Raw genomic sequence first — 25,579 nt, 5'->3', positions numbered from 1 at the left:
CGGTATTCACTCACCCCTCCGGCCCGCTACCGCGCCGGGGCGATGCTCTGCACCTGCGTCGCGCCGTTGACGCGGACCTGCAACGCCGCCTCCCCTCCCGGCGGCACCGGGGCCGGCCAGCGCATCACCGCACCGGGCAACACATAGCCCAGCAGCCCTTCGGCCAGGGGCTTGCTTTGCCCGCCCTGACGTATCGCCACATCGGTCAAGCGCGCATGCACCGCCCCCTGGTTGCGCACCTCCACGAAGGGCCGGCCGTCCACCGCCACCGTGCGCCAGCTCAACTGCGGCACGCCGACGCCTTTGGGGTCGCGCTGGCGGGTGCTGTCCTCCTTGCTCCACAACCCGGCGCCGTAGGCGAACAGCGGTACCGAGTAACGCATCTGAAAGCGGATCGCCGCCGCGGTCTTGCCGTCTTCGGCGGCGGGCGGCAAGGCCGACGGGATTTCGTCGATGATGATCCGGTACGCCAGCTCCTGACCGGGCGGGACGTCTTGGGTGCGGGTCAGGCGCACCAGTTGCTTTTGCCCCGGTTCGATCTTCGCCACCGGCGGGCTGCCGATCACTTCGCGCTGGTTGCGGTACTGCTCCTCGAACCCGCTCTGGCTCCAGCCGAACACACGGATCTGCAGGTTGGCGGTTTCATTGCCGCGGTTTTCCAGCCACAGCGCGCTGGCCTGCTGATCGGCCTCCAGTACCGGATCGATGGGCCAGATCAGCACCGAACTGGCGGCCTGCGCCTTGAGCGCAGCAACCAATGCCAGAACCGGCATCACCCAAAACCGATGCCGTGACGTGAATGCCCCCATGTGACTGCTCCTTGTCGGCCGTCCGAACGCCGTGTCACCACGACAGCTGCACCTGCAGCACGTCGCTGTAAGTCCCCCCAGGCTGATTGCCCGGCAATTGCACCCGCCCGTAGATCGGCAGGCTGATGTTGTTCGCGTCGCTGTAGGTCACCGCCACGCTCTGACCGATGCCCAGGCTCTGGCTGTAGGCGGCATCGCGAAACAGCGAGTAGGCCACCCGCGCACTGCCGCTGTTGAGCTGCAGGTTGCGCCCGCCGCTGTTGTACAGGCCGCCGTCGACAGTCATGTTCAGCGCCACCCCCGGCGTGCATTGCAACTGCACGCCACCCGTCAGCGCCACCTGCACCGTGCCGGTGGCCAGGGCCGAACTCGAACCGAAGTTCAAGGCGCCGTAGTTCGACACCCCGCCCACCACCAGGCAACCCGGCGTCACCGTGGCGCTGACCTGGAAGCTCTGGCTGGTCACCGCCGCCAACGGCAACGGCACGCCGAACCCGCAGAGCAGGAGCAGTGCCGTCCAGCCCCGCCGGCCCATGGGCTAGAACGTCAGTTCGACGGAAATGGTGTCGGTGTAGGTGCCCGCCGGCAGTCCGGCCTTGCCAACCGCCTGACCGTAGATGTTCACGGTCTGGGCCACGCCGGTGCTGGTGGCGAGGCTGATGGTGCCGTCGATGGCCAGCAGCTGCGAATGCCCCGCGTCGGTGTACAGGTCGTAGGGCACGTAGTTGGCGACCCCGTCGTACAGCGCCCGCGTGCCCCCGGCGGACTGCCCGTCGTGGGCGCCGGCCCGCACCTTGACCACCGGCGTGGTGCCGGCCGAACAGAGGATCGACAACGCGCCGCCTCCGCCGCCCAGCACTTGCCCGCTGGCGGTGGTGAACAGGCTGTTGCTGGTGCCGAAGTTCAAGGCGCCGAAGTTCAGGCCGGACGAGCCGCCCGCGCCGTTCACCTGGCAACTGCTGATCAGGATCAGGCTGGAGGTGATCTGACCGGTGACCGTGGTGGCGGCGCCGGCGCTGGAGGCCAGCGTCAGGCCGAGCAGCGACAGGCCTATCCTTGATGCAAACGTACGCATGGTGTCCTTCCTCTACGGTTTACCAGTCGAGCGTCACCGTCAGGGTGTCGGTATAGACACCGGCAGGCAGCGCGCGGGTGTTCGCCACCACCGAGCCAAACACCGGGATGGGTATCTGCGCACCGCTGGTGACAGCGAAATTGTGTTGCTGGCCGATGCTGTAGCTCTGGTGGCCCGAGGCATCGAGGAACAGTTGATAGGGAATGGTCTGACGGCCGTTGCTCAAGCGCCGGGTATTGCCGTCGCCATGGGCACCGCCGTCGATGGTCACGGTGAAGCCGGTCACCGAGGGGTTGCAGGCGACATTGAGCCGACCGCTGCCCTGCTGGTCGATGCTGGCCTTGAGCGGGGCGTCCCAGGTCGGCCCCTGCCGGCCGAAGTCCAGCGAGCCGAAACCGTCGGCGGGGCTGCCGGGGCTCGTGGCGTTGGTCACCTCGCAGCCGGCGATCAGGGTCAGCCGCGCATGGATCTGCCCGCTGACCACCGCCTGCGCATCCTCGGCGAGCAACAGCAACCCGCCTGCGGCCACCAACAGCCAGTGCTTGCTTGTCATCGCGTGTGTCCCTACTCCTTCAGGTGGTTTGATCACCGCGCCCGACCTTGAGCGCCCTTCCCTTCGCACCCGAATCCGTCGGGCCCTTTACCGGTTGTTCTGGTACGGACGGCCACCTACCAGGTGACCGTCACCTTGATCAGATCCGAATAGCGACTGACCCGCGGCACCTCCGCCAGCCGTTCTATCCGCGCATACAGCGCAAGCTCCACCGTGCCGCTGTCCGGCACCCGCCCGCCGAGCGGCACGTTCACCCCCAGCGGCACTTGCCGTGCGGCATCCCGGTACAGGCGATAGGGAATGGGTTTGCCGCCCGATGTCCCTGCCAGGTAGCGCACGTCTCCGACACCGCCATGGAGCCCGCCGTCGATGCGGATCTGGTACGGCGTGTCCGGGTTGCACTCCAGCCGCGGCAATCGCCGGTCGGCGAGCGCAGCCCCCAGCGGCCCCGCCGGATCGTCCAGGCGCGCGATGTTGCCGAAGTCCAGCACACCCGCCTGGCCGATGCCCGCCTCGCGTGGCTGGCCGATCAAGCGGCAACCGCGCTGCACGTCGACCCGCACCTCGACCTGCAGGTCGGCGGCCGACAGCGGCGCCGCCAGTGCCCACGCCGCGATGGTTTTCCATGCCGCCTTCAGTGCTGCCTTCACGGCCCTGATCCCTGTACGCGACCTGTGCGTCGCAACTGTGTTGAAGGTTAGCAATGGACGACGATTCCGCCAGTCGATTGGATCCAGCGATCTGACGGGATTTGTTTCGAAAGATTGGCGAACGGTCGACAGTTGCCGCTGCGAAAACCTGTACCTGCCGCAAGATGCTGTCCAACATCGACGTTGCGCCGATGAACCGTGGTGGAAGGAAAACTACCCGTCTGGTTACACTACGCCGCCGAGCTCGGGGAGCCGGCCTGACCACGGAGAGCCCCCACAGTGTCCGCCCAACCGCCCGAACGCCCGCGCCAGGCCCATCGCTGGTCGGCGCTGCGCCGCTTGTTCGGCAAGGGCGCCCCGGCCGGCGCCGGCCATTGCGCCGGTGCCCAGGCGATCCGCGATTACTTCCGGCACAAGGCCCACGGCCAGGGCTATACCCTCAGCCACAGCCAGCAGCGGGTCATCGACTGCATGGCGCGGCAAGCGGGCCTGTTGCTCGGCGCGACCGCGCAGACCCCGCCCAGCCTGTACCTGCACGGCGCCGTGGGGCGCGGCAAGAGCTGGCTGCTCGACGGTTTCTTCCAGGCGTTGCCGACCGAACGCAAGCGGCGCCTGCACTTCCATGAATTCTTTGCGCAACTGCATCAAGGCATGTTCAGCCACCGCGCGCAGGAGGACGCCCTGGCCGCCACCCTGGACGAACTGCTGCACGGTTGCCGCGTGGTGTGCTTCGACGAGTTCCACGTGCACGACATCGGCGATGCGATGCTCATCGCCCGTTTGTTCAAGGCCCTGTTCGAACGCGGCACCGTGCTGCTGGTGACGTCCAACTACCCGCCCGAAGGCTTGCTGCCCAACCCGCTGTACCACGCCCGGTTCAAGCCGGTGATCGACCTGATCAACGCGCGCATGCAGGTGATGGAGGTCGGCGGCCCCCACGATTACCGCAGCCAGGCGCGTCAGCACGCGCATCAGGTGTTCACCCAGGGCCATTACGTCTGGCCGGCGACCCCGGCGCAGCGCGAACGCCTGGGTCTGCCGCCGCACGATGCCAAGCCGCAGCCATTGGCGGTGGGCAGCCGGCACGTCCGGGCCTGGCTGCTGGATCAGCGCCGTGTCGGCTTCAGCTTCAGCGATCTGTGCGAACAGCCCACGGCGGTCATGGACTACCTGGAGCTGTGCCGGCGCTTCGACCACTGGATCATCGACGACCTGCCGGCCCTGGGCGAATGCTCCATCGCGGCCCAGCAGCGCTTCATCAACCTGATCGACGTGCTCTACGACCAGGACAAGCACCTGACGCTGCTGGGAAACCTGCCCCTGCGCGAAAGCCTCGGCGGCCACGCCACCGACCTGGCCCGCACCCGCAGCCGGTTGGGGCAACTGTCGGAACGACACGATCCCGCTTGATCCTTGCTGGAACCTGCGTGCGCCACAACACTGCGCCGGTTCCGATCTGCCGCTATCATGTCGCCCATTTCCGGCGCCCCGCGCGCCTTCCCTCTGGAAGCGGATCCGTTCATGCACACCCTTGCTCAATTGCGCGCCGGCGAGTTGTCGGGCATCACCCGGCTGGACCTCTGCGAAGGCCTGACCGACTTTCCCCGCGAGATCTTCGACCTGGCGGACAGCCTGGAGGTGCTCAACCTCAGCGGCAATGCCTTGAGCAGCCTGCCGGACGACCTGCACCGCCTGCACCGCCTGCGGATCCTGTTCTGCTCCGACAACCGTTTCACCGAGCTGCCGGCCTGCGTCGGCCGCTGCGAAACGCTGTCGATGGTCGGCTTCAAGGCCAACCGCATCGTCCATGTGCCGGGCGCGGCGCTTCCGCCGAAGCTGCGCTGGCTGATCCTCACCGACAACCGCATCGAGACCCTGCCGGATGAACTGGGCGAACGGCCCGCACTGCAGAAACTGTTGCTGGCCGGCAACCGCCTCACCCGACTGCCGTCGAGCATGCAGGCCTGCCATCGGCTGGAGCTGATCCGCATCGCCGCCAACCGCTTCACCGAACTGCCGCAATGGCTGCTGACCCTGCCGGCCCTGACCTGGCTGGCCTACGCCGGCAATCCGCTGGAGACCGAGGCGGACTCGGCCGCGCTCGACGCAACGCCGGTGATCGACTGGTCGACGCTGCGCCTTGAGCACAAGCTCGGCGAAGGCGCTTCGGGGGTGATCTCACGGGCGCTCTGGCAACGTGACGGTCAGCCGGACACACCGGTGGCGGTCAAGCTCTATAAAGGGGAAATGACCAGCGACGGCTCGCCGCTGCATGAGATGAACGCCTGCATCACCGCCGGCCGGCACCCGAACCTGATCCGCGTCGAAGGGCGCATCGGCCGCCATCCGGACGGTGCGCAAGGGCTGGTGATGCAGTTGATCGATCCGCACTACCGCAACCTGGCCGCCTTGCCGAGCCTGGCGTCCTGCTCGCGGGACGTGTACACCGACGACTGCCGCTTCCATGCCGACGCCGCCCTGCGGGTCGCCCGCGGCATCGCATCGGTGGCCGAGCATCTGCACGGGCACGGCATCACCCATGGCGACCTCTACGGGCACAACATTCTGCTGAACGATCAGGGCGATTGCCTGCTGGGGGACTTCGGTGCGGCATCGTTCCATGCCACCGAGGACAACCTGGAGACCCGCGCGCTGCAACGCATCGAAGTGCGGGCGTTCGGGATCTTGCTGGGAGAGTTGCTGGAGCGGATCGACTCAGGGTTGAGCGATGAACGGCGTGCAGCGCTTCAGGCGCTGGAGCAGCGCTGCTGCCAGCCGGACGTGCTGTCGCGGCCAGGCTTTGGCGAAGTGACGGCGCTGCTGGGCAAGCTGTGACGCTTGCCCTTTTGGTGAGGGAGCACGCTCCCTCACCACAGGCTGATCAGCCTGCCAGGCCGACGAACATGTCCTGCACGTCGTCGTGGTTGTCGAGGCCTTCCAGGAACGCTTCGACTTCGGCCATCTGCTCGGCGCTCAGACCGCTGACCGGGTTCTTCGGCTGGTAGCCCAGCTTGGCCGACAGCACGGTGAAGCCTTGCTCCGGCAGGGCTTTCTGCACGGCGTCGAGGTCGGTCGGATCGGTCAGGAACAGGGTCGCGCCCTCTTCGCCCGGCTCGAAATCCTGGGCGCCGGCTTCGATGGCGGCCATTTCCGGATCGGCGTCCGGGGTGTCAGGCGACGCTTCGATCATGCCGACATGGTTGAAGTCCCACGACACCGAACCGGAAGCGCCCAGTTGGCCCTTGCGGAACGCCACGCGGATTTCCGCGACGGTGCGGTTGACGTTGTCGGTGACGCACTCGACGATCAGCGGCACCTGGTGCGGGGCGAATCCTTCGTAGGTCACGCGGTGGTACTGCACGGTCTCGCCCAGCAGGCCTGCGCCTTTCTTGATGGCGCGGTCCAGGGTTTCCTTGGGCATCGAGGCTTTCTTGGCCTGTTCGACCACCAGACGCAGGTGTGCGTTGGTGGCGGTATCGGCACCGTTGCGGGCAGCGATGGTGATTTCCTTCACCAGTTTGCCGAAGATCTTGCCCTTGGCGTTGGCTGCCGCTTCTTTGTGTTTAACCTTCCACTGTGCGCCCATTACTCACTCTCTTGATCTGTGGCGCCGAGACATCTATTGGCCGACGCAGGGGGCCAAGTTTATACGCCCTAAAGTCGGCAATCGACCAAAAAATCCATCGGCGGAATCGACATCTTCACCACTGCTTGTAGGGCGATTCGGAAAAGCCGGTTTGCCATGTCCATTCGGCACTGCGGTTTCGTACCCTTTCACGCCCGTACCGCCCGACAGAATCGCCGCCCATGCACAACGACAAGGAAAGTCCCTTCACCCTGACATTGGCCGATGGCGCCCTGACGCTGCCGGTATTGCGGTTCAGCGGCCGGGAAGCGCTGAACCGGCCCTACCGCTTTGAGGTGGAAGCCATCGGCGTGACGCCGGCCCTGACGCCCGACGCCTTGCTGCACCAGCCGGCGTTTCTGAGGCTCAATGACCAGCAAGGCATCCACGGCACGATACACAGCGTCGGCTGCGAACACCGGGCCGTCCACCAGACCGGTTATCGGCTGGTGCTGGTGCCGCACCTGCAACGGCTCGACCAGGCGGCCCGCCGGCGGGTCTTCGTGAACCAAAGCGTGCCGGCGATCATCGAGCGGCTGTTGACCGAACATCGCCTGCCGCCCGCCGGATACCGACTGGAAATGACGGTGGGACAGTACCCGCCGCGCCCGTTCTGCATCCAGTACGAGGAAACCGACCTGGCGCTGTTGCGACGCCTGTGCGAAGAAGAAGGCATTCATTTTCACTTCGAACACCGCTGCGACGGCCATGTCGCCGTGTTCGCCGACGACAGTCTGAGCCTGCCGCCAGTGCCGGCGACCGTCGTGTTCGGCGCACAGGCCGGCGCGTCCCCTTCAGCCATCAGCGTCCTGTTCCAGCGCCATGACGCGGTCTGCCCGCCCATGCCGCCCACCGTTCTCGAACGGGGGCACGGCAACCCTGACGGCACCGCCGCCAACCATACGCTGCCGCCCCTGCCGACGGCGCCGGGCAGCCGATCAGCCGAGGCGGTGCATGCCGATCAACGCAGCCGTCGCCACCTGCAGCGCCAACGGTGCGCAAACCGCTGCATCCAGGGCCAGAGCGATGCGACCGAGCTGCGCAGCGGCCATCTGCTGCTGGTGGCGGATCACCCGATGAGCACCTTTAACGAACAGTGGCTCATCACCGAGTTGCGCCACCAGGGTCGGCAGCCGTCGATCCTGCAACCGGCGTCGCCTCCCCGTCATTACCGCAACGATTTCACCGCGCAACCGTGGTCGACCGAATACCGCCCGCCCCAAACGCAGCCCCGCCCACGGATCCCGGGGTTTCAGCCGGCGCAAGTGGTCGGTGCGCCCGGAGCGCCTGCGCAAGTGGATGAACAGGGGCGCATGGCCGTGCGCCTGTGGCCTGAGCAATGCCACGACGCCGAACCCGGCGTTCTGTGGCTGGCGATCGCTTCGGCCACGGCCGCAGGCCGGATCGCCTGCGAACATCTGCCCTGCGCGGGCAGCCGGGTATGGGTCAGCTTCCTGGACAGCGACCCGGACCGGCCGATTGTGTTTCTGGACGCCTGCCACGCCCGGCCGGCGCCCTCCACGACGCCTGCGCCGGCCGACGGACTGCTGCTGGACTGGCTGCTCAACCGCGCGGCGCCTTCTTGAACGGTGCCGAGGCTTTTTCTCTCAAGCCGGCGCGAGCTCCAGGAACGCCTGGATCAGACGCAGCTCCCGCCGCCGCTCCAGGCAGCCGATCATGTGCCGGTTCTCCAGCCCGTCCCCGGCCAACGGCAGCGCCACCACCCGCGGATCAGGGCTGACCTCCACCGACGAGACCACGCCGACGCCCAGGTTCGCCGCCACCGCCTCGGTCACCGCTTCGCGGCTGTCCAGTTCCAGCAACACCCGCGGCCGGACCGAGGCCTGCGCGCACGCGCCGTCGAAGGTGCGCCGGGTGATCGAGCCCGGCTCCCGCAGCACCATGATGACCCGATCCAGCGCCTTGAGCGCCACGGTGCCCGAACGCACCGACCAAGGATGCCCCGCCGGCACCAGCGCACAGATCCGCGACTCGCTCAGCGCCTGAAGGTGCAGGCCCTTGCGCGGTTCGACCTCGGTCAGCACCGCCACGTCGGCATGCTCGGACAGCAACGCGGCCAGGGTTTCCTGCGCGTTGCCCAGGCGCAGGTTCACCGTGATCCCCGGATACCGCTCCCGCAGCCTGGCGAGCATCGGCATGACCAGGTGCGGGCCGTCTGCCGCCACCTCCAGCCGGCCGGTGAGCAACTGGCGGTTGGCTTCGAGCATCACCTGGGCCTCTTCGGCGAGGCTGAACATGGCCCGGGTGATCGCCGCCAGCCGGGTGCCCTCTTCGGTCAGTTCGACCCGCCGTGCGGTGCGGCGCAACAGGGTGATCTGGTAGTGCTCCTCCAGCGCCTTGATGTGCCCGGTGACCGCCGGCTGGCTGATGAACAGCCGTGCGGCGGCCCGGGTGAAGCTGCCTTCCCGGGCCACGGCGTCGAAGGCCCGGAGCTGGAACAGGTTCATGAATAACCCTCACTGATGACTAGCATAACAACAAACAATTTGATTGATGAGGCGCCGAATTGCAACGTATGCCCCGTAGCTTCAGCCCACAGCACCCGCGCGAGGACACCCCATGAGTACCGCCGCCCCGATCCTGCTCACCCCAGGCCCGTTGACCACTTCGGCCCGCACCCGCCAGGCCCTGCTGGTGGACTGGGGTTCGTGGGACGAAGGCTTCAACCGGCTGACCGCCAGTCTCTGCGAACAGCTGCTGGCGATCGTCAACGGCGCCGACACCCATCACTGCGTGCCCCTGCAAGGCAGCGGCACGTTCGCCGTCGAAGCCGCCATCGGCACGCTGGTGCCCCGCGACGGCAAGGTGCTGGTGCTGATCAACGGCGCCTACGGCAAGCGGCTGGCGAAGATCTGCGAAGTCCTCGGCCGCCCGTTCAGCACCTTCGAAACCGCCGAAGACGAACCGACCACCGCCGCCGACGTCGACTGCCTGCTGCGCGCCGACAGCGCCATCACCCACGTGGCGCTGATCCACTGCGAAACCAGCACCGGCATCCTCAACCCGCTGGCGGACATCGCCGATGTCGTGCGGCGCCACGGCAAGCGCCTGATCGTCGATGCCATGAGCTCGTTCGGCGCCTTGCCGGTGGACGCCCAGCAGGTGCCGTTCGACGCACTGATCGCCGCTTCCGGCAAATGCCTGGAAGGCGTGCCGGGCATGGGTTTCGTGTTTGCCCGCAAGGAATCCCTGGCCGCTGCCGCCGGCAACTCTCACTCCCTGGCGATGGATCTGGCTGACCAGCACGCTTACAGGATGAAGACCGGCCAATGGCGCTTCACCCCGCCGACCCATGTGGTCGCGGCGCTGCACGAAGCCCTGCTGCAATACAACGAAGAAGGTGGCCTGCCGGCGCGCCATGCGCGTTACGCCGCCAACTGCCGGGCACTGCTGGACGGAATGGCCGCGCTGGGCCTGCGCAGTTTCCTGCCCGCCGCCATCCAGGCCCCGGTCATCGCCACCTTCCACGCGCCGAAGGATCCGCGCTACCAGTTCAAGGCGTTCTATGAACGGGTCAAGGCCAAGGGTTTCATCCTCTATCCCGGCAAGCTGACCCAGGTCGAGACGTTCCGCGTCGGCTGCATCGGCCACGTCGACCCGGCGCAGATGCGCGAGGCCGTCGCCGCCGTGGGCGAGGCGCTGCGCGAAATGGAAGTCTTCGACACCTGAACCACCCCGAACATCCCCTGTGGGAGCGAGCCTGCTCCTGCCTTTGAACCGCATCGCCCATACAGGATTCCCAGCATGAACTACACCGCCCCAACCCGCCTGCAAGCCGCCATCCTCGACTGGGCCGGCACCGTGGTCGACTTCGGCTCCTTCGCCCCCACCCAGATCTTCGTCGAGGCCTTCGCCGAATTCGACGTCCAGGTCTCCATCGAAGAGGCCCGCGGGCCGATGGGCATGGGCAAGTGGGACCACATCCGTACCTTGTGCGACATGCCGCAGGTCGCCGAGCGCTATCGCAAGGCGTTCGGCCGCACCCCGACCGACGACGACGTGACGGCCATCTACAACCGCTTCATGCCGTTGCAGATCGAGAAGATCGCCGAACACTCGGCGCTGATCCCCGGCGCGCTGGACACCATCGCCCGCCTGCGCGGGCAAGGGATCCGGATCGGCTCCTGCTCCGGCTATCCGAAGCAGGTGATGGACAAGGTCGTGGCCCTGGCCGCCGCCAACGGCTACGTCGCCGACCACGTGGTCGCCACCGACGAGGTGCCCAACGGCCGTCCTTGGCCGGCCCAGGCCCTGGCCAACGTGATTGCGCTGGGCATCGATGACGTCGCCGCCTGCGTGAAGATCGACGACACCGTGCCGGGCATCCTCGAGGGCCGCCGCGCCGGGATGTGGACCGTGGCGCTGACCTGCTCCGGCAACGCGTTGGGGCTGGACTACGCGGGCTTCCGCGCACTGGACAGCCAGACGCTGGCCAGCGAACGCCAGCGCATCCACGCTCTGTTCGAGGGTTCGCGCCCGCACTACCTGATCGACACCATCAGCGACCTGCCCCCGGTGATCGCCGACATCAACCGGCGCCTGGCCAACGGCGAAATGCCTCAGGGCAGCTGATCCCGCCGTACGCTTCGGGAAAAAAAATCGCCGCTGTCTTCGTGACAGCGGCGATTTTTTTGGGCAACCCCCTGATTCAGCCCGGTGAAAGCGTTTTCATGTTCAGGCAAATCCTTCTAAAGAGGATTACAGTTAAAACAGGCCGTCGCTCAAGAACGGCACGTTCCGACCCTGATCCGTGAGGAAACACCGTATGCCCTGGACAAGTTCCGAATCACGCTACAGCACTGTGTCAGTCCTGTTGCACTGGTTGATGCTGGTGCTGTTGGTGCTGGTGTACGCCAGCATGGAGCTGCGCGGTTACTTTCCCAAGGGCAGCGGCGGCCGCACGCTGATCCGCGAAGTGCACTACATGCTCGGCCTCACCGTGTTCGTGCTGGTGTGGTTCCGCCTGCTGGCCCGCAGCCTGGGCCCGGCGCCGAAGATTTTTCCGGCGTCGCCGCAATGGCAGACCGCCCTCGCCCGGCTGATGCACTGGGCGCTGTACCTGTTCATGATCGCCATGCCGATCCTCGGCTGGCTGATCACCAGCGCCGAAGGCCATCAAGTGATGTTCTACGGTTTCGACCTGCCGCTGCTGGTGCATGAAGACAAGACGTTCGCCAAGCAGGTGGAGCACTGGCATGTGCTGATCGGCAACATCGGTTACGGGCTGATCGGGCTGCATGCGCTGGCGGGGCTCTATCACCACTATGTCGTAGGCGACAACACGCTGCTGCGGATGATGCCCAAGCGCGGGTGATCGCCGCCGGCGACCGCTTCGTTCGAAAGCGCTCAGCGCACCGCAAATCCCCTGCGCCCCTGCAATCCGCCGGTATGCACGAACACCAACCGCGTGCCGGCGGGAAAGCGGCCGGCCTCGACGGACCGTTCAAGCGCGAACAACGCCTTGCCGGTGTACAGCGGCTCCAGCGGAACACCACAGGCCTGCTCCGTGCGTTCGATGAACGCCAGCAAGGCCGGATCGACCTTGGCGAACCCGCCGCGGCTGGCGTCGGTCAGCGCGTAGAGCGGACTCTCCAGCCCGGCCTCCCGGACGATCGCATCGACCTGCGGCGCCACGCCGTGGTCGTCCGGCACCGCCAGCGCGCCATGCACCGGTCGGCCACCGGCCTCGGCCAGCACCAGCCCGGCCAGGGTGGTGCCGGTGCCGCAGGCCAGCCACCAAGCGTCGAAGCCGTCCCAACCGAGCGCGCCGAGCTGCACGTCGACCTGCTCCTTCAACGCTGCGCAGCCCCGTGCGCCCGCCAGCCCTCCGCCGCCCTCCGGCACCGCATGCAGCGTCGGATACTGCGCCTGCCATGGCTGCCAGAACCCCGGCTCATGCCGCGCCCGGTAACCGCCATAGCCGAGCCAGTGCAGTTGCATGCCGAAGGCCTGCAGATCGGTCACGGTGGGCGTGTCCTGCGGATGCCCGCGCAACAGGCCGACCGTGGCGAACCCCAGGCGCTTGCCCGCAGCGGCCAAGGCATGCAGATGATTGGAGTGGGCACCGCCGAGGCTGATGATGCCTTCGGCACCGGCCCGGTCGGCGGCCTTGAGGTGCTCGACGAGCTTGAACCACTTGTTGCCGCTGATCAGCGGATCGATGCGGTCCAGGCGCAGGACCGCCGCCTCGATGCCGGCGCGGTCGAGCCAGTCGAGCCGAAGCCGTTCGAGCGGAGCCTGGGCGAGCCAGTCGGAGGGGGGAAGAAACATCGATGCCGGTTCCGGAGAAAGAGCCGGCATCTTAAAGCAACTGTCTCGGTCCTGCCGTGCATCCACATGACCTTGAGGTGAACACAGCGGCTGCATTCAACCCCAATCCCTGTGGGAGCCAGCCTGCTGACGATGGCGTCAGCCCGGTCAACCGTAGCGCTGCCCCTCAGACCGCTATCGCGAGCAGGCTCGCTCCCACAAGGACAGCGCCGCGTCGGTCAGATCTCGGCCGCCAGGCGCGAACCCTGGTTGATCGCCCGCTTGGCGTCCAGCTCCGCCGCCACATCGGCGCCGCCGATCAGGTGCACGCTCTGCCCGGCCTCGACCAGACCGTCGTGCAGCTCGCGCAGCGGATCCTGACCTGCGCAGATCACCACGTTGTCCACCGCCAGCACCTGCGGCTCGCCGGTCTCGCCGATGCGGATGTGCAAGCCTTCGTCGTCGATCTTCAGGTATTCGACGCTGTTGAGCATCTGCACCTGCTTGTTCTTCAGACCGGTGCGGTGAATCCAGCCAGTGGTCTTGCCCAGGCCGTCGCCGACCTTGGACTTCTTGCGTTGCAGCAGGAACACCTCACGGGCCGGCGCATGGGGCGCGGCCTTGATCCCGGCCACGCCGCCGCGGGCCTCCAGGTGCGCATCGATGCCCCACTCTTTCCAGAACGCGGCACGGTCCTGGCTGGTGGCCACGCCCTCGTGCACCAGGAATTCCGACACGTCGAAGCCGATGCCGCCAGCGCCGATCACCGCGACGCGCTTGCCGACCGGCTTGCGCTCCAGCAGCACATCCAGGTAGCTCAGCACCTTGCCGTTGTCGACGCCCGGGATCGCCGGCACCCGCGGCGCAATGCCGGTGGCCAGGATGATCTCGTCGTAACCGCCGTCCACCAGCTGCGCCACGTCGACACGGGTGTTCAGGCACAGCTCGACATGCGTGGTCTGCAGCTTGCGCTTGAAGTAGCGCAGGGTCTCGTAGAATTCTTCTTTGCCCGGCACGCGCTTGGCGACGTTGAACTGGCCGCCGATTTCGCTGGCCGAATCGAACAGTGTCACCTGATGCCCGCGCTCGGCGGCCACGGTGGCGGCCGACAGTCCGGCAGGCCCAGCGCCGACCACAGCGATCTTCTTGAGCCGCTGCACCGGCACATAGTTGAGCTCGGTCTCGTGGCAGGCGCGCGGGTTGACCAGGCAACTGGTGAGCTTGCCGCCGAACGTATGATCCAGGCACGCCTGGTTGCAGCCGATGCAGGTGTTGATTTCGTCGGCACGGCCTTCGGCGGCCTTGTTGACGAAGTCCGGGTCGGCCAGGAACGGACGCGCCATCGACACCATGTCGGCGTCGCCCTCGGCGAGGATCTGCTCGGCCACTTCAGGGGTATTGATGCGGTTGGTGGTGATCAGCGGAATGCTCACCGACCCGCGCAGCTTGGCCGTGACCTTGCTGAACGCGGCACGCGGAACCTTGGTGGCGATGGTCGGGATCCGCGCTTCGTGCCAGCCGATGCCGGTGTTGATGATGGTCGCGCCGGCCTGCTCGATGGCCTTGGCCAGTTGGACGATCTCTTCCCAGGTGCTGCCGCCCTCGACCAGGTCGAGCATCGACAGGCGGAAAATGATGATGAAGTTCGGGCCGACCGCCTCACGCACCCGGCGCACGATCTCCACCGGCAGGCGCATGCGGTTCTCGTAGCTGCCGCCCCAGCGGTCGGTGCGGTGGTTGGTGTGGGCCGCCAGGAACTGGTTGATGAAGTAGCCTTCGGAACCCATGATCTCGACGCCGTCGTATTCGGCGGTCTGGGCCAGCACCGAGCAGGTGACGAAATCGCGGATCTGCTTCTCGATGCCTTCCTCGTCCAGCTCCTTGGGCTTGAACGGGTTGATCGGCGCCTGGATCGCGCTCGGCGCGACCTGCTTGGGGCTGTAGGCGTAACGGCCGGCATGGAGGATCTGCATGCAGATCTTGCCGCCCGCCTCGTGCACGGCACGGGTGACGATGCGGTGCTTGAGCGCCTCTTCTTCGGTGGTCAGCTTGGCCGCGCCGGAGTACACGCCGCCCTCGTCGTTCGGGCCGATGCCGCCGGTGACCATCAGGCCCACGCCGCCACGGGCACGCTCGGCGAAGTAGGCCGCCATGCGCTCGAAACCGCCCGGCTTCTCTTCAAGGCCGGTGTGCATCGAGCCCATGAGGGTGCGGTTGCGCAACGTGGTGAATCCCAGGTCCAGCGGGGCCAGCAGGTGCGGATAGTGAGCGGCGGTCATCGTTAACTCCACAGCGAGCGATCACGGAAAAGTGCGGGAGCTCTGCGTCCCCCGTCAGTCATGCCCGACAGACTAAGAGTCGCATCCCCGTCACTCAATGACCGTAACTGACAAGTTATTGATCCAAATGCGCAGCGCCCCTTGGCAAGCACCGGCGCCGGCCCTACCCTAGTCGCACACCCTGCACCCGGCTGTCGTTGGTCTTCATGCGCAAACTTCTGTACCTGACTTTTTCCATGGCCATCATCGCCGCCCTTGCCTGGTATGCGATGTGGACCGCCGACCGCCCTATGGGCCATTACCTGTCGGACCTGCGCATCCGGCTGGCGGTCGACCAGGGCACCCCCGCCGACCGGGGCAACCTGCTGGGGATCCAGCCGGAGCTGTTTCCCACCGATTACCAAAGCACCGAGCGCCTGCACCGCAAGCTCGCCGCCTACCTGCAACAGGCCCAGGACCAGGGCCTGCTCAACGAGAAGACCGTGGTGGTGCTGCCCGAGCATGTCGGCACCTGGCTGATGATCAGCGGCGAGAAAGACGAGCTGTACCAGGCCGCCACCCTCCCCGAAGCCATGAACTGGCTGGCGGCCAGCAACCCCTTGCAGTTCGCCCGCGCCTGGCTCAGCGCCCGGGGCGACAGCCGGCTGGACGACGCCCACCTGCGCATGAAGTCCAGGGACATGGCCAAGGACTACCAGGCCCTGTTCGGCGGCCTGGCCAAGGAATTTCGCGTCACGCTGGTGGCCGGCTCGATCGTGTTGCCGGAGCCCAGCGTCATCGACGGCCAGCTCAAGGCCGGCGGCGGCGCGCTGTTCAACAGCAGCGTGGTGTTCGGCCGTGACGGCGCGCCGATCGGCCAACCGCAGCGGCAGATGCGTCCGATCTTCGAACAGAACGAAACCGGGCCCTCGCAGGCCCCCTCGCCGGTCACGGTGGTCGACACCCCTGCCGGCCGCCTCGGCGTGCTGATCGGCAACGACAGCTGGTACCCGGACAACTACCGCAGGCTCGACGAGCAAGGCGCGCAACTGGTGGCGGTGCCCGCCTTCGTCGTCGGCCATGGCGCCTGGGATCTGCCCTGGCGCGGCTATCAGGGGGCGGACGCACCGGCCTCGGTGCCGCTCAAGCCCGGCGAGGTCAGCGAAGGCCAGGCCTGGCACCGCTTGACGCTCACCGCGCAAGCGCCCGGCAGCCGTGCGGCGGCCGGCATCAGCGTGTTCCTGCGCGGCCAGTTCTGGGACAAGCCGGCCACCGGCCAAAGCTTCCTGAGCAGCAACGGCCAGCAGTTCACCGACGGCGACGCCCGCGGCGCGCGCCTGCTCAACCTCTGGCTGTAGCCGTGAAGCCGCTGCCGATGCGCCTCGGGGATCTGTCGGTGGGCTTCGTCCACAGCCTGGCCGACGCCATGCGCAGCCACGGCACCGACCCGCAGCCCCTGCTCGAACAGTACGGCCTGGATCCCGCCCGCCTCGCCGAGGCCGGTGCGCGCCTGTCGATCCCGCGCTACATGCGGCTGGGCCACGGGGCGATCCAGTTGACCGGCGACGCGGCGCTCGGCCTGCGCATGGGCCGGCTCAGCCGCCTCAGCCAGGCCGGGCTGGCCGGGGTCACCGCAGCCCAGGCGCCCACCGTGCGCGAAGCCGCCCGCTGCCTGATCCGCTTCGAAGCGCTGTACGGCTCCAACTACCGCGGCCAGTCGAGCTTCCACGAAGACACCGACGGCGCCTGGCTGCGCTTCTACTCGATCAGCCCGTACAACGCCTACAACCGCTTCGTGGTGGACTCGATCATCGCCGGCTGGCTGCAGCAGCTCTCCAGCGTCAGTCCCGAACCGCTACGGGCGGAGCGGATCGAGATCGAGTTCGACGCGCCGGATTACCGTGAGGCCTACTCGCAGCTCGGCGACTGTCCGATCCAGTTCGGCGCCCAGCAGAATCAGTTGCGCCTGAGCCTGGACAGCCTCGCCCGGCGCAATCCGGAACACTGTCCGAGCACCTGGCGGCACCTGCTGCAATTGTGCGAAAGGGAGTTGGAGCAGTTGACCCGCACCCGCAGCCTGCGTGAACGCATCACGCAACTGCTGGGGCCGTTGCTCAATGGCGGCCGGGAACCCGACCTCGAAGAAGTGGCGGCACGCCTGAAGCTGCCCACTTGGACCCTGCGCCGCAAGCTGGCCGAGGAAGGCACGCAGTTTCGCGCCATTCTCAACGACACCCGCCGCGACCTGGCCATGACCTACATCCGCGACACCGAACTGGCGTTCGGCGAAATCGCCTACCTGCTGGGTTTCGCCTCAGCCGAAGCCTTCCAGCGTGCGTTCAAGCGCTGGACCGGCCAGACCCCGGGCGAGTTCCGCCGCAGTCACCGCAAGACGGCCTGACGCGCCGGGCCAATGCCTCAGAGCTCGGTGGCGTCCTCGGCCGGCTCCGGCGAGTCCAGTTCAAAGGCCTGCGACTCGAGCAGCTCTTCTTGGTAGTCATCCATCGTGTGATCCCCCGCTTGCCGAAAACGGTCTGAAAAACAGACCTGTGCGCCGAGCATAAAGTGCCCGCATGAAGGAAAAATGAAACACCGCCTTCATGAAAGTAACGTAGCAGCCAGAGGGGAATTTATCGCGTTTTTTTAAGGTGCCGTCGCAGGAGCGGACTGACCGCTCCTGCCCATGTCACTGGCCGGCAGCGGGCAGCGCCGAAATCGGCTCGGACGGCGGCGCCAGGTCCGCAGGGTTGGCCGGCGGCGTGATGGCTTCCGTGGCGGAAGCAGGTTCCGCGCTTGGCGCCGACGTGACCGGTGCCGTTTCGGCGGGCGGGGTCACGGGTTGCGCACTGACGGGTGTCGCCTCCACCGGCGCTGGCGCCGTTTCGGCCGCAGCCGGAGCGGCCTGCACCGCCGGAGCCGGCGCCGGTGCCGCCACAGGCTCTGCGGCCGGCGCAGGCGCTTCGGCCGCCGGCGTCGTTTTGGCCTCGGGCACGCCCAGGTCGGTCTTCGGCTTCTCGGTGATGTGCGCTGCCTTCTTGGCGTCCGCCGGCAGGAACAGCTCGACCAGCGTGAAGAAACGCTCATAGAACTTCTGCGACGACACCGTCTCGCTGGCCACCTTCACCATCGAGTCGTCCGACGAGCCGATCGGCATCGACACCGAACCCAGCACACCGACACCCAGGCTCGCGGAGTTGTTGATTTTCTTCAGTGCGTAGCGATCCTGCAGGGCGTTGGCGAACACCGTGGCATGGTGGCCGGCGCTGTTGTCCTCGGCGCACACGACGTTGAAGCTGATTTCCAGGTGGTTCTCGCCGGTCTGCTGGAAACTCTTGTGGCCGCTGACCAGTTTCGGGTCGCTGCTGGTGATGATGTAACCCTGACTGAGCAACGCACGGCGGGCCGCTTCGCAACTGACGATGTCGCTCACCGGATAGTTGCGCGAGAACGTGCCGGAGTCATCGAAGTTCTCGTGCTCGTAAACGGGCTTGTCCTTGGAGCAGCCGGCAGCGGCGGTCAGCAACAGCGCCAACCCGAAGAAACGCACGGGTATTGAATTCAACATTGAACATCCTGAGGGAAAAACGGTCCGGGGCGTATTGTGCATCAGATCGCCACCCCGCGGCGCATGGATTAGTGTCTTGATTCGGTTACAACTGTACCGGTCATGGATGGCCGGAAAAAGTCGCACCGACAAACGTTCGATGAAAATACTGTCATCCGCCGCCCGCCGGAAACGAAAAGGCCCCGGATTTTCATCCGGGGCCTGACGTTTTGCGCTCAACCGAACATCAGTAACGCTTGATGTCCGCCTGGCCTTCCAGCTGCTTGCGGTAAGCCGCGAAGTCTTGCTGGCCCTCGCGGGAGGCGAGGAAGCGACGGTACTGCGCCTTCTCTTCTTCGGTCGGCGCGGCGCCTTCGTTCACGCCGTTCAGGCGCACGATGGTCACGCCACCGTCCGGCAGGGTGATGCTGCTGAAGGTAGGCTTGTCCTTGGCGGCCGGCTTCGGCATGCGGAACAGCGCTTGCAGCACCGCCGGATCGACGCCTTCCTGGGCACGGGTGGCCGCTTCGGTGACTTTCCAGCTCTGACCGTCCACCGCCTTGTCGGCCGGCGCCTTGCCGTCGCGCAGACTGGCGATCAACTGATCGGCACGGGTCTTGGCGGCCGCGCTGGCATGCTCCTTGACCAACTGGGTGCGGATGGCCGCAGCCACGCTTTCCAGCGGCAGTTGAGCAGGCTTGAGGTGCTCCTTGGCGCGCAGCACGATCACGGTTTCCGGATCCAGTTCGATGGCGGTGCTGTTGGCGCCGTCATCCAGCACTTCGGTGCTGAACGCAGCCGTCACCACGGCACGGTTGGCGGCAACGCCTTCACCGCCCTCGCGGCCGAACGGCTTGGAGGTGTGCACGGTCAGCTTCAGGTCCTGCGCCGGCTGGGCCAGGTCAGAGGATTCGAACGAAGAGTCTTCCAGTTGCTTGGTGGCCTCGACGAAACGCTGCTCGACCTGCTGGGCCTTCAGCTCGCGGGTCAGCTGGTCCTTCAGGCTCGCCAGCGTCGGCACCTCAGGCGCCTCGACGCCCAACAGCTTGATCAGGTGGAAACCGAAATCGGTGCGCACCGGTGCGGACACCTGATCCTTGGCCAGCGAGTACAAGGCTTTCTCGAAAGCCGGGTCGTACACGCCGGGACCGGCATAGCCCAGGTCGCCGCCGTTGTTCGCCGAACCCGGATCCTGGGAGAACTCCTTGGCCAGCGCTTCGAACTTCTCGCCCTTGGCCAGACGTGTCTGGATGTCTTCGATCTTCGCCTTGGCCTGGGCCTCGGTGGTCTTGCCGTTGACTTCGATCAGGATGTGCGCCGCACGACGCTGTTCCGACAGGTTGGCGATCTCTTTCTGATAGGCCGCCTGCAGGTCTTCGTCCTTGACGGACACCTGGTCGAAGAACGATGCCTTTTTCAGCTCCAGGTAATCGATGACCACTTGATCCGGGGTCATGAATTCCTTGGCGTGCTCGTCGTAGTAAGCCTTGACCTCGTCATCGGTCAGCTTGACCGCGGCCGGGTCGGCCTTGACGTTCAGCGCCGCGAAGTCGCGGGTCTGCTTCTCCAGGCGGGCGAACGCCAGCACCTGGGCGTCGGTGACGAAGCCGCTGCCGGCGACGCCGGCGCGCAGTTGGCCGATCAGCATTTCCTGGGCCAGCATCTGGCGGAACTGCATGCGGCTGTAACCCAACTGACGGATCACCTGGTCGAAGCGCTCGGAGCTGAACTTGCCGTCCACCTGGAACTCAGGCGTCTGCAGGATCACCTGATCCAGCGCAGCCTCCGAGAACGCGAACTTCGACTGCTCAGCGCCTTGCAGCAGCAGCTTGCGGTCGATCAGGCCCTTGAGGGCCGAATCGCGCAACAGTTTTTCGTCGAGCAGAGAAGCGTCGAAATCCTTGCCCAGCTGTTGCATCAGCTGACGGCGCTGCATGTCGACGGCCTGGCTCAGCTCGTTTTGGCTGATTTCTTCGCCATTGACCTTGGCTGCCTCATTCTTGTGAGTGGCAGCCTTGAAAATGGCGTCGAAACCGGTCAGAGCCATCAGTACGACGATGACTCCGATGATGGTCTTGGCAATCCAGCCTTGTGAATTGTCCCTGATGTTCTGCAGCATGCGTCCCCCAGAAACGGTTGTACTTCAGAGTGGGCAACCGTGGAGCGTGGGTAGAATCCGGATAGAAGAAAGGCGCACCCGAGGATGCGCCTTCTCGAAACTGACGGAGCGGACTGGGCTCGAACCCTCGATCCCGGCGTGGCAGGCAACGCTTCGGCTCGCCTGCCCTACCGCCCCGCTGCCAAGTCAGGCTTGACCCCGACCCGGATGGGTAAAAACCTGAATCGAACTCAGTTGACAGCTTCTTTCAGGGCTTTACCGGCTTTGAAACCTGGCTTTTTAGCAGCAGCGATTTGCAGCGTCTTGCCGGTCTGTGGGTTGCGACCAACGCGAGCTGGACGATCGGTCACGGAGAAAGTGCCGAAACCAACCAGAACTACGGAGTCGCCAGCCTTCAGAGCGCCAGTGACGGATTCGATTACAGCGTCCAGCGCACGGCCAGCAGCAGCTTTCGGGATATCAGCGGATGCAGCGATAGCATCAATCAGTTCCGACTTGTTCACTCTAAGTCCCCTTATATCTATTTGAGTATGATTCTAAGTTTTTTGGTGAAAGCAAAAACGAGTGCTGAATGGCCTACAGACACTTAAGAGCCGCTTTATAACAAGGGCTCTAAAAAGCTGTCAAGGAAGCCCCCCAGGCAAATGCGTACTAATGCGTGCTAATTCTTTCCTTAGAGTCAGACTCACGTTTTTCGTCCTTGGCAACTATCTCCGGAGCCACATCCGGCAAGGGCTCCGGCGCGTATTGCAGCGCAATTTGCAGGACTTCGTCAATCCATTTAACCGGTTTGATCTGCAGATCCTGCTTGATATTGTCCGGAATTTCCTTCAGATCGCGCACGTTCTCTTCCGGGATAATGACGATCTTGATTCCGCCGCGGTGGGCCGCCAGCAGCTTCTCCTTCAGGCCGCCGATGGCCAGCACCTGGCCGCGCAGGGTGATCTCGCCGGTCATGGCGACATCGGCACGCACAGGAATGCCCGTCAAAGCCGACACCAGGGCGGTGCACATGCCTACACCGGCGCTCGGGCCGTCTTTCGGGGTCGCCCCTTCCGGCATGTGGATGTGGGTATCGCGCTTCTCGTGGAAGTCCAGCGGAATGCCCAGGCTCTTGGCGCGGCTGCGCACCACGGTCTGGGCCGCGGTGATCGATTCGACCATCACGTCGCCCAGCGAACCGGTCTTGATCAGTTGCCCCTTGCCCGGCACGACAGCGGCTTCGATGGTCAGCAGTTCGCCGCCGACCTGAGTCCAGGCCAGGCCAGTCACCTGTCCGATCTGATCCTGCTGCTCGGCCAGACCGTAGCGGAACTTGCGTACGCCCAGGAAATGCTCCAGCAGGTCAGCTGTCACTTTCACCGAGAAGCGTTTTTCCAGCGCGTGCTCCTTGACCGCCTTGCGGCAGACCTTGGCGATCTGACGTTCCAGACCGCGCACACCGGCTTCACGGGTGTAGTAACGGATGATGTCGCGGATCGCTTCCTCGTCGAACTCCAGTTCGCCCTTCTTCAGGCCGTTGGCCTGGATCTGCTTCGGCGACAGGTACTTGACCGCGATGTTGATCTTCTCGTCCTCGGTGTAGCCCGGCAGACGGATCACTTCCATCCGGTCCAGCAGCGCCGGCGGGATGTTCATCGAGTTGGAGGTGCACAGGAACATCACGTCGGAGAGGTCGTAGTCGACTTCCAGATAGTGGTCGTTGAAGTTGTGGTTCTGCTCCGGATCGAGCACTTCCAGCAACGCCGACGCCGGATCGCCGCGCATGTCGCTGCCCATCTTGTCGATTTCATCGAGCAGGAACAGCGGGTTGCGCACGCCCACCTTTGTCATCTTTTGAATCAATCTTCCTGGCATCGAACCGATGTAGGTCCGACGGTGGCCACGGATTTCCGCCTCGTCACGCACGCCGCCCAGGGCCATGCGCACGAACTTGCGGTTGGTGGCGTGGGCGATCGACTCCGCCAGCGAGGTCTTGCCCACGCCCGGAGGGCCGACCAGGCACAGCACCGGGCCACGGATTTTCTTCACGCGCTTCTGCACGGCGAGGTACTCAAGGATGCGCTCCTTGACCTCCTCGAGGCCGTAGTGGTCGGCATCGAGAATGTCTTCGGCACGGGCCAGGTCCAGGCGCACCTTGCTCTGGGCCTTCCACGGCACCTGCACCAGCCAGTCGATGTACGAGCGCACCACAGTGGCTTCGGCGGACATCGGCGACATCTGCTTGAGCTTGTTCAGCTCGGCGGTCGCCTTGGCCAATGCGTCTTTCGGCAGGCCGGCGGCGTCGATGCGCTTCTTCAGGTCTTCGACTTCGTTGTGGCCTTCGTCGCTGTCGCCGAGCTCTTTCTGAATGGCCTTCATCTGCTCGTTCAGGTAGTACTCGCGCTGACTGCGCTCCATCTGCTTCTTGACGCGACCGCGGATGCGCTTCTCGACCTGCAGCAGGTCAATTTCGGCGTCCAGCAGCGCCAGGACGTGCTCGACCCGGGCCGACAGGTCGACGATCTCCAGGATCTCCTGCTTCTGCTCGATCTTGAGCGCCATGTGCGCGGCCATGGTGTCCACCAGGCGGCCCGGCTCATCGATGCTGTTGAGCGACGACAGGACTTCGGCCGGGACTTTCTTGCCCAGTTGCACATATTGTTCGAACTGCGACAGCAGGCTGCGCACGAACACTTCGGATTCGCGCTCGGCGGCGTCGGTCTCTTCGATGAGCGACACTTCGGCGCGGCAGTGGCCGTCGACTTCGCTGAAACGCTCGACGGTGCCACGCTGCTCGCCTTCGACCAGCACCTTGACCGTGCCATCAGGCAGCTTGAGCAATTGCAGAACGGTGGCGATGGTGCCTACGCGGTAGAGAGCCTCTTCGCCGGGATCGTCGTCGGCCGGGTTTCTCTGGGCCAGCAGCAGGATCTGCTTGTCGCCCGCCATCGCTGCCTCGAGGGCTTCGATGGACTTCTCGCGTCCCACGAACAGCGGGATAACCATGTGCGGATAGACCACGACATCACGCAATGGCAGGAGAGGCAATTCGATGGTTGTCTTCATGATTTCGCCTCTGCGTCGGCCAGATGGCCGTAAAAGGATGGAAGTAAGCTTGAATCCAAGATGGGGGCTGCATTCGAAAAATACAAGCGGATAAAGGATCGGCTTGAAAAATCACGACTTACGCGTGCGTGCGCAGGGATTGAATGCAGTGGGAACAGCCCGGCCCGCTTGCGCCGGATCGCCTGCGCCCGAAAAAGCAAAGGGGCCCGAAGGCCCCTTCCTGATCCGGCATGGTGGACGCTTACGCGTCCGGCGCTGCCTTGGCGGTCGGCTCACTGTTCTCGTAGATGTACAGTGGCTTGGACTTGCCTTCTATGACGCTTTCATCGATCACGACTTTACTCACGTCGGACTGCGACGGGATTTCGTACATCGTGTCGAGCAGCACGCCTTCGAGGATCGAACGCAGGCCGCGGGCACCGGTCTTGCGCTCCAGGGCACGCTTGGCGACGGACTTCAGCGCATCGGAGCGGAACTCCAGATCCACGCCTTCCATCTCGAACAGCTTGGCGTACTGCTTGGTCAACGCGTTCTTCGGCTCGGTGAGGATCTGCATCAGCGCAGCCTCGTCCAGCTCGTCCAGGGTCGCCAGCACCGGCAGACGACCGACGAATTCCGGGATCAGACCGAACTTGACCAGATCGTCAGGCTCGACCTCACGCAGGGATTCACCGACCTTCTTGCCCTCTTCCTTGCTGCGCACTTCGGCGTTGAAGCCGATGCCGCCCTTGGTGGAGCGGTTCTGGATGACCTTTTCCAGGCCGGAGAACGCACCGCCGCAGATGAACAGGATGTTGCGGGTGTCGACCTGCAGGAACTCCTGCTGCGGATGCTTGCGGCCACCTTGCGGCGGAACGGAGGCGACGGTGCCTTCGATCAGCTTGAGCAAGGCCTGCTGCACGCCTTCGCCGGACACGTCGCGCGTGATCGACGGGTTGTCGGACTTGCGCGAGATCTTGTCGATTTCGTCGATGTAGACAATGCCCATCTGGGCCTTTTCCACGTCGTAGTCGCACTTCTGCAGCAGCTTCTGAATGATGTTCTCGACGTCTTCGCCCACGTAACCCGCCTCGGTGAGGGTCGTTGCGTCGGCGATGGTGAACGGAACGTTCAGCAGGCGGGCCAGGGTTTCGGCCAGCAGGGTCTTGCCCGAGCCGGTCGGGCCGATCAGCAGGATGTTGCTCTTGCCGAGCTCGACATCGTCACTTTTCTTGTCACGCTGGTTCAGACGCTTGTAGTGGTTGTACACCGCTACCGCCAGAACCTTCTTGGCACGCTCCTGACCGATCACGTACTGATCAAGGATGCCGCTGATTTCTTTGGGCGAAGGCAGTTTATGCGCGCTGCTTTCGGCCTGTGCCTCCTGCACCTCCTCGCGGATGATGTCATTGCACAGGTCGACGCACTCGTCGCAGATAAAGACCGAGGGGCCGGCAATCAATTTGCGTACTTCATGCTGGCTTTTGCCACAGAAGGAGCAATAAAGCAGCTTGCCGTTGTCCTCGCCGTTGCGGGTGTCAGTCATTCGATCGATCCAAATCCGATAGGCTTGCAACACAAGATGAAGGCTATTGCGGGCTTTTTCAAGCCCGCAGGTGATCGGACCTGCCGACCTGCCTTGTTTTCGG

Annotated in this window: 23 protein-coding genes; 8 read left to right on the top strand and 15 right to left on the bottom strand. The window is 65.2% G+C overall.

Annotation, left to right across the window (positions count from 1 at the left end; genetic code table 11):
- Nucleotides 1-26 precede the first annotated feature (26 nt).
- The 5 genes from KVG96_RS07140 to KVG96_RS07120 form a co-directional block, all read right to left on the bottom strand.
- Nucleotides 27-809, bottom strand: coding sequence for a fimbrial biogenesis chaperone (locus tag KVG96_RS07140; RefSeq protein ID WP_217891381.1), 783 nt, complete (start codon nucleotides 807-809; stop codon nucleotides 27-29).
- 34 nt (nucleotides 810-843) lie between these two features.
- Nucleotides 844-1,344, bottom strand: coding sequence for a Csu type fimbrial protein (locus tag KVG96_RS07135; protein ID WP_217891380.1), 501 nt, complete (start codon nucleotides 1,342-1,344; stop codon nucleotides 844-846).
- 3 nt (nucleotides 1,345-1,347) lie between these two features.
- Nucleotides 1,348-1,884: a Csu type fimbrial protein gene (locus KVG96_RS07130; RefSeq protein WP_217891379.1), complete on the bottom strand. Its 537-nt coding sequence runs from the start codon at nucleotides 1,882-1,884 to the stop codon at nucleotides 1,348-1,350.
- A 19-nt stretch (nucleotides 1,885-1,903) separates the two neighbouring features.
- On the bottom strand, nucleotides 1,904-2,437 hold the full coding sequence (locus KVG96_RS07125; protein WP_217891378.1) for a Csu type fimbrial protein: 534 nt from the start codon (nucleotides 2,435-2,437) through the stop codon (nucleotides 1,904-1,906).
- 116 nt (nucleotides 2,438-2,553) lie between these two features.
- Complete coding sequence (locus tag KVG96_RS07120) at nucleotides 2,554-3,075, bottom strand: Csu type fimbrial protein (RefSeq protein ID WP_217892450.1); 522 nt, start codon at nucleotides 3,073-3,075, stop codon at nucleotides 2,554-2,556.
- 291 nt (nucleotides 3,076-3,366) lie between these two features.
- Between KVG96_RS07120 and zapE the strand changes: the two genes are divergently transcribed.
- Nucleotides 3,367-4,497, top strand: coding sequence for a cell division protein ZapE (gene zapE, locus KVG96_RS07115; protein WP_217891377.1), 1,131 nt, complete (start codon nucleotides 3,367-3,369; stop codon nucleotides 4,495-4,497).
- A 111-nt stretch (nucleotides 4,498-4,608) separates the two neighbouring features.
- Nucleotides 4,609-5,922: a leucine-rich repeat-containing protein kinase family protein gene (locus KVG96_RS07110; protein WP_217891376.1), complete on the top strand. Its 1,314-nt coding sequence runs from the start codon at nucleotides 4,609-4,611 to the stop codon at nucleotides 5,920-5,922.
- 46 nt (nucleotides 5,923-5,968) lie between these two features.
- On the opposite strand, the gene KVG96_RS07105 is transcribed toward KVG96_RS07110, so the two are convergent.
- Nucleotides 5,969-6,673 carry a YebC/PmpR family DNA-binding transcriptional regulator gene (locus tag KVG96_RS07105; RefSeq protein ID WP_085630602.1) on the bottom strand — a complete coding sequence of 235 codons (705 nt, stop codon included), beginning with the start codon at nucleotides 6,671-6,673 and terminating at the stop codon, nucleotides 5,969-5,971.
- A 221-nt stretch (nucleotides 6,674-6,894) separates the two neighbouring features.
- Here KVG96_RS07105 and KVG96_RS07100 point away from each other — a divergent pair, with 221 nt between their 5' ends.
- Complete coding sequence (locus tag KVG96_RS07100; RefSeq protein WP_217891375.1) at nucleotides 6,895-8,298, top strand: type VI secretion system Vgr family protein; 1,404 nt, start codon at nucleotides 6,895-6,897, stop codon at nucleotides 8,296-8,298.
- A gap of 21 nt (nucleotides 8,299-8,319) precedes the next feature.
- Here KVG96_RS07100 and KVG96_RS07095 read toward each other — a convergent pair whose 3' ends face one another.
- A complete protein-coding gene (locus KVG96_RS07095) occupies nucleotides 8,320-9,180 on the bottom strand; it encodes a LysR substrate-binding domain-containing protein (protein ID WP_217891374.1) in 861 nt (286 codons plus the stop codon).
- Between the two features lie 112 nt (nucleotides 9,181-9,292).
- Between KVG96_RS07095 and KVG96_RS07090 the strand changes: the two genes are divergently transcribed.
- The 3 genes from KVG96_RS07090 to KVG96_RS07080 all read left to right on the top strand — a co-directional run bounded on the left by KVG96_RS07090 (nucleotide 9,293) and on the right by KVG96_RS07080 (nucleotide 12,047).
- A complete protein-coding gene (locus KVG96_RS07090) occupies nucleotides 9,293-10,402 on the top strand; it encodes a 2-aminoethylphosphonate--pyruvate transaminase (protein ID WP_217891373.1) in 1,110 nt (369 codons plus the stop codon).
- 75 nt (nucleotides 10,403-10,477) lie between these two features.
- Nucleotides 10,478-11,305 (top strand): phosphonoacetaldehyde hydrolase, encoded by an 828-nt coding sequence (gene phnX / locus KVG96_RS07085; protein WP_217891372.1) that lies wholly within the window; start codon nucleotides 10,478-10,480, stop codon nucleotides 11,303-11,305.
- Nucleotides 11,306-11,498: 193 nt separating this feature from the next.
- Nucleotides 11,499-12,047, top strand: coding sequence for a cytochrome b (locus KVG96_RS07080; RefSeq protein WP_217891371.1), 549 nt, complete (start codon nucleotides 11,499-11,501; stop codon nucleotides 12,045-12,047).
- A gap of 32 nt (nucleotides 12,048-12,079) precedes the next feature.
- Here KVG96_RS07080 and KVG96_RS07075 read toward each other — a convergent pair whose 3' ends face one another.
- Nucleotides 12,080-13,003: a 1-aminocyclopropane-1-carboxylate deaminase/D-cysteine desulfhydrase gene (locus KVG96_RS07075; protein WP_217891370.1), complete on the bottom strand. Its 924-nt coding sequence runs from the start codon at nucleotides 13,001-13,003 to the stop codon at nucleotides 12,080-12,082.
- A 218-nt stretch (nucleotides 13,004-13,221) separates the two neighbouring features.
- On the bottom strand, nucleotides 13,222-15,261 hold the full coding sequence (locus tag KVG96_RS07070; protein ID WP_217891369.1) for an oxidoreductase: 2,040 nt from the start codon (nucleotides 15,259-15,261) through the stop codon (nucleotides 13,222-13,224).
- A gap of 206 nt (nucleotides 15,262-15,467) precedes the next feature.
- On the opposite strand from KVG96_RS07070, the gene KVG96_RS07065 reads away from it, so the two are divergent.
- Nucleotides 15,468-16,598: a nitrilase-related carbon-nitrogen hydrolase gene (locus KVG96_RS07065; protein WP_217891368.1), complete on the top strand. Its 1,131-nt coding sequence runs from the start codon at nucleotides 15,468-15,470 to the stop codon at nucleotides 16,596-16,598.
- Between the two features lie 2 nt (nucleotides 16,599-16,600).
- On the top strand, nucleotides 16,601-17,641 hold the full coding sequence (locus tag KVG96_RS07060) for an AraC family transcriptional regulator (protein ID WP_217891367.1): 1,041 nt from the start codon (nucleotides 16,601-16,603) through the stop codon (nucleotides 17,639-17,641).
- Nucleotides 17,642-17,658: 17 nt separating this feature from the next.
- Here the strand turns inward: KVG96_RS07060 and KVG96_RS07055 are convergent, their stop codons facing one another.
- The 6 genes from KVG96_RS07055 to clpX all read right to left on the bottom strand — a co-directional run bounded on the left by KVG96_RS07055 (nucleotide 17,659) and on the right by clpX (nucleotide 25,476).
- A complete protein-coding gene (locus KVG96_RS07055; RefSeq protein ID WP_217891366.1) occupies nucleotides 17,659-17,802 on the bottom strand; it encodes a hypothetical protein in 144 nt (47 codons plus the stop codon).
- 124 nt (nucleotides 17,803-17,926) lie between these two features.
- Nucleotides 17,927-18,805: a DUF2242 domain-containing protein gene (locus tag KVG96_RS07050; RefSeq protein WP_217891365.1), complete on the bottom strand. Its 879-nt coding sequence runs from the start codon at nucleotides 18,803-18,805 to the stop codon at nucleotides 17,927-17,929.
- Between the two features lie 226 nt (nucleotides 18,806-19,031).
- A complete protein-coding gene (locus tag KVG96_RS07045) occupies nucleotides 19,032-20,903 on the bottom strand; it encodes a SurA N-terminal domain-containing protein (RefSeq protein ID WP_217891364.1) in 1,872 nt (623 codons plus the stop codon).
- A gap of 230 nt (nucleotides 20,904-21,133) precedes the next feature.
- Complete coding sequence (locus KVG96_RS07040; protein ID WP_008077714.1) at nucleotides 21,134-21,406, bottom strand: HU family DNA-binding protein; 273 nt, start codon at nucleotides 21,404-21,406, stop codon at nucleotides 21,134-21,136.
- A gap of 148 nt (nucleotides 21,407-21,554) precedes the next feature.
- Nucleotides 21,555-23,951, bottom strand: coding sequence for an endopeptidase La (gene lon, locus KVG96_RS07035; RefSeq protein ID WP_085579648.1), 2,397 nt, complete (start codon nucleotides 23,949-23,951; stop codon nucleotides 21,555-21,557).
- Nucleotides 23,952-24,192: 241 nt separating this feature from the next.
- Nucleotides 24,193-25,476 carry an ATP-dependent Clp protease ATP-binding subunit ClpX gene (gene clpX / locus KVG96_RS07030; RefSeq protein ID WP_085579646.1) on the bottom strand — a complete coding sequence of 428 codons (1,284 nt, stop codon included), beginning with the start codon at nucleotides 25,474-25,476 and terminating at the stop codon, nucleotides 24,193-24,195.
- Nucleotides 25,477-25,579 lie beyond the last annotated feature (103 nt).

This window comes from Pseudomonas ekonensis (genome assembly GCF_019145435.1).
GTDB classification, from domain to species: domain Bacteria; phylum Pseudomonadota; class Gammaproteobacteria; order Pseudomonadales; family Pseudomonadaceae; genus Aquipseudomonas; species Aquipseudomonas ekonensis.
The sequence above is the reverse complement of the archived record's forward strand: the minus strand, read 5'-3'. Positions and strand labels throughout refer to the sequence as shown.

Excerpts from the sequence above, each read along its gene's own strand:
- KVG96_RS07095 (WP_217891374.1), bottom strand. The coding sequence starts at position 9,180 with ATGAACCTGTTCCAGCTCCGGGCCTTCGACGCCGTGGCCCGGGAAGGC.
- KVG96_RS07100 (WP_217891375.1), top strand. The coding sequence starts at position 6,895 with ATGCACAACGACAAGGAAAGTCCCTTCACCCTGACATTGGCCGATGGC.
- KVG96_RS07050 (WP_217891365.1), bottom strand. The coding sequence starts at position 18,805 with ATGTTGAATTCAATACCCGTGCGTTTCTTCGGGTTGGCGCTGTTGCTG.
- KVG96_RS07125 (WP_217891378.1), bottom strand. The coding sequence starts at position 2,437 with ATGACAAGCAAGCACTGGCTGTTGGTGGCCGCAGGCGGGTTGCTGTTG.
- KVG96_RS07140 (WP_217891381.1), bottom strand. The coding sequence starts at position 809 with ATGGGGGCATTCACGTCACGGCATCGGTTTTGGGTGATGCCGGTTCTG.
- KVG96_RS07105 (WP_085630602.1), bottom strand. The coding sequence starts at position 6,673 with ATGGGCGCACAGTGGAAGGTTAAACACAAAGAAGCGGCAGCCAACGCC.
- KVG96_RS07080 (WP_217891371.1), top strand. The coding sequence starts at position 11,499 with ATGCCCTGGACAAGTTCCGAATCACGCTACAGCACTGTGTCAGTCCTG.
- KVG96_RS07090 (WP_217891373.1), top strand. The coding sequence starts at position 9,293 with ATGAGTACCGCCGCCCCGATCCTGCTCACCCCAGGCCCGTTGACCACT.
- KVG96_RS07070 (WP_217891369.1), bottom strand. The coding sequence starts at position 15,261 with ATGACCGCCGCTCACTATCCGCACCTGCTGGCCCCGCTGGACCTGGGA.
- KVG96_RS07065 (WP_217891368.1), top strand. The coding sequence starts at position 15,468 with ATGCGCAAACTTCTGTACCTGACTTTTTCCATGGCCATCATCGCCGCC.
- clpX (WP_085579646.1), bottom strand. The coding sequence starts at position 25,476 with ATGACTGACACCCGCAACGGCGAGGACAACGGCAAGCTGCTTTATTGC.
- phnX (WP_217891372.1), top strand. The coding sequence starts at position 10,478 with ATGAACTACACCGCCCCAACCCGCCTGCAAGCCGCCATCCTCGACTGG.
- KVG96_RS07075 (WP_217891370.1), bottom strand. The coding sequence starts at position 13,003 with ATGTTTCTTCCCCCCTCCGACTGGCTCGCCCAGGCTCCGCTCGAACGG.
- lon (WP_085579648.1), bottom strand. The coding sequence starts at position 23,951 with ATGAAGACAACCATCGAATTGCCTCTCCTGCCATTGCGTGATGTCGTG.
- KVG96_RS07135 (WP_217891380.1), bottom strand. The coding sequence starts at position 1,344 with ATGGGCCGGCGGGGCTGGACGGCACTGCTCCTGCTCTGCGGGTTCGGC.
- KVG96_RS07045 (WP_217891364.1), bottom strand. The coding sequence starts at position 20,903 with ATGCTGCAGAACATCAGGGACAATTCACAAGGCTGGATTGCCAAGACC.
- KVG96_RS07130 (WP_217891379.1), bottom strand. The coding sequence starts at position 1,884 with ATGCGTACGTTTGCATCAAGGATAGGCCTGTCGCTGCTCGGCCTGACG.
- KVG96_RS07055 (WP_217891366.1), bottom strand. The coding sequence starts at position 17,802 with ATGCTCGGCGCACAGGTCTGTTTTTCAGACCGTTTTCGGCAAGCGGGG.
- KVG96_RS07110 (WP_217891376.1), top strand. The coding sequence starts at position 4,609 with ATGCACACCCTTGCTCAATTGCGCGCCGGCGAGTTGTCGGGCATCACC.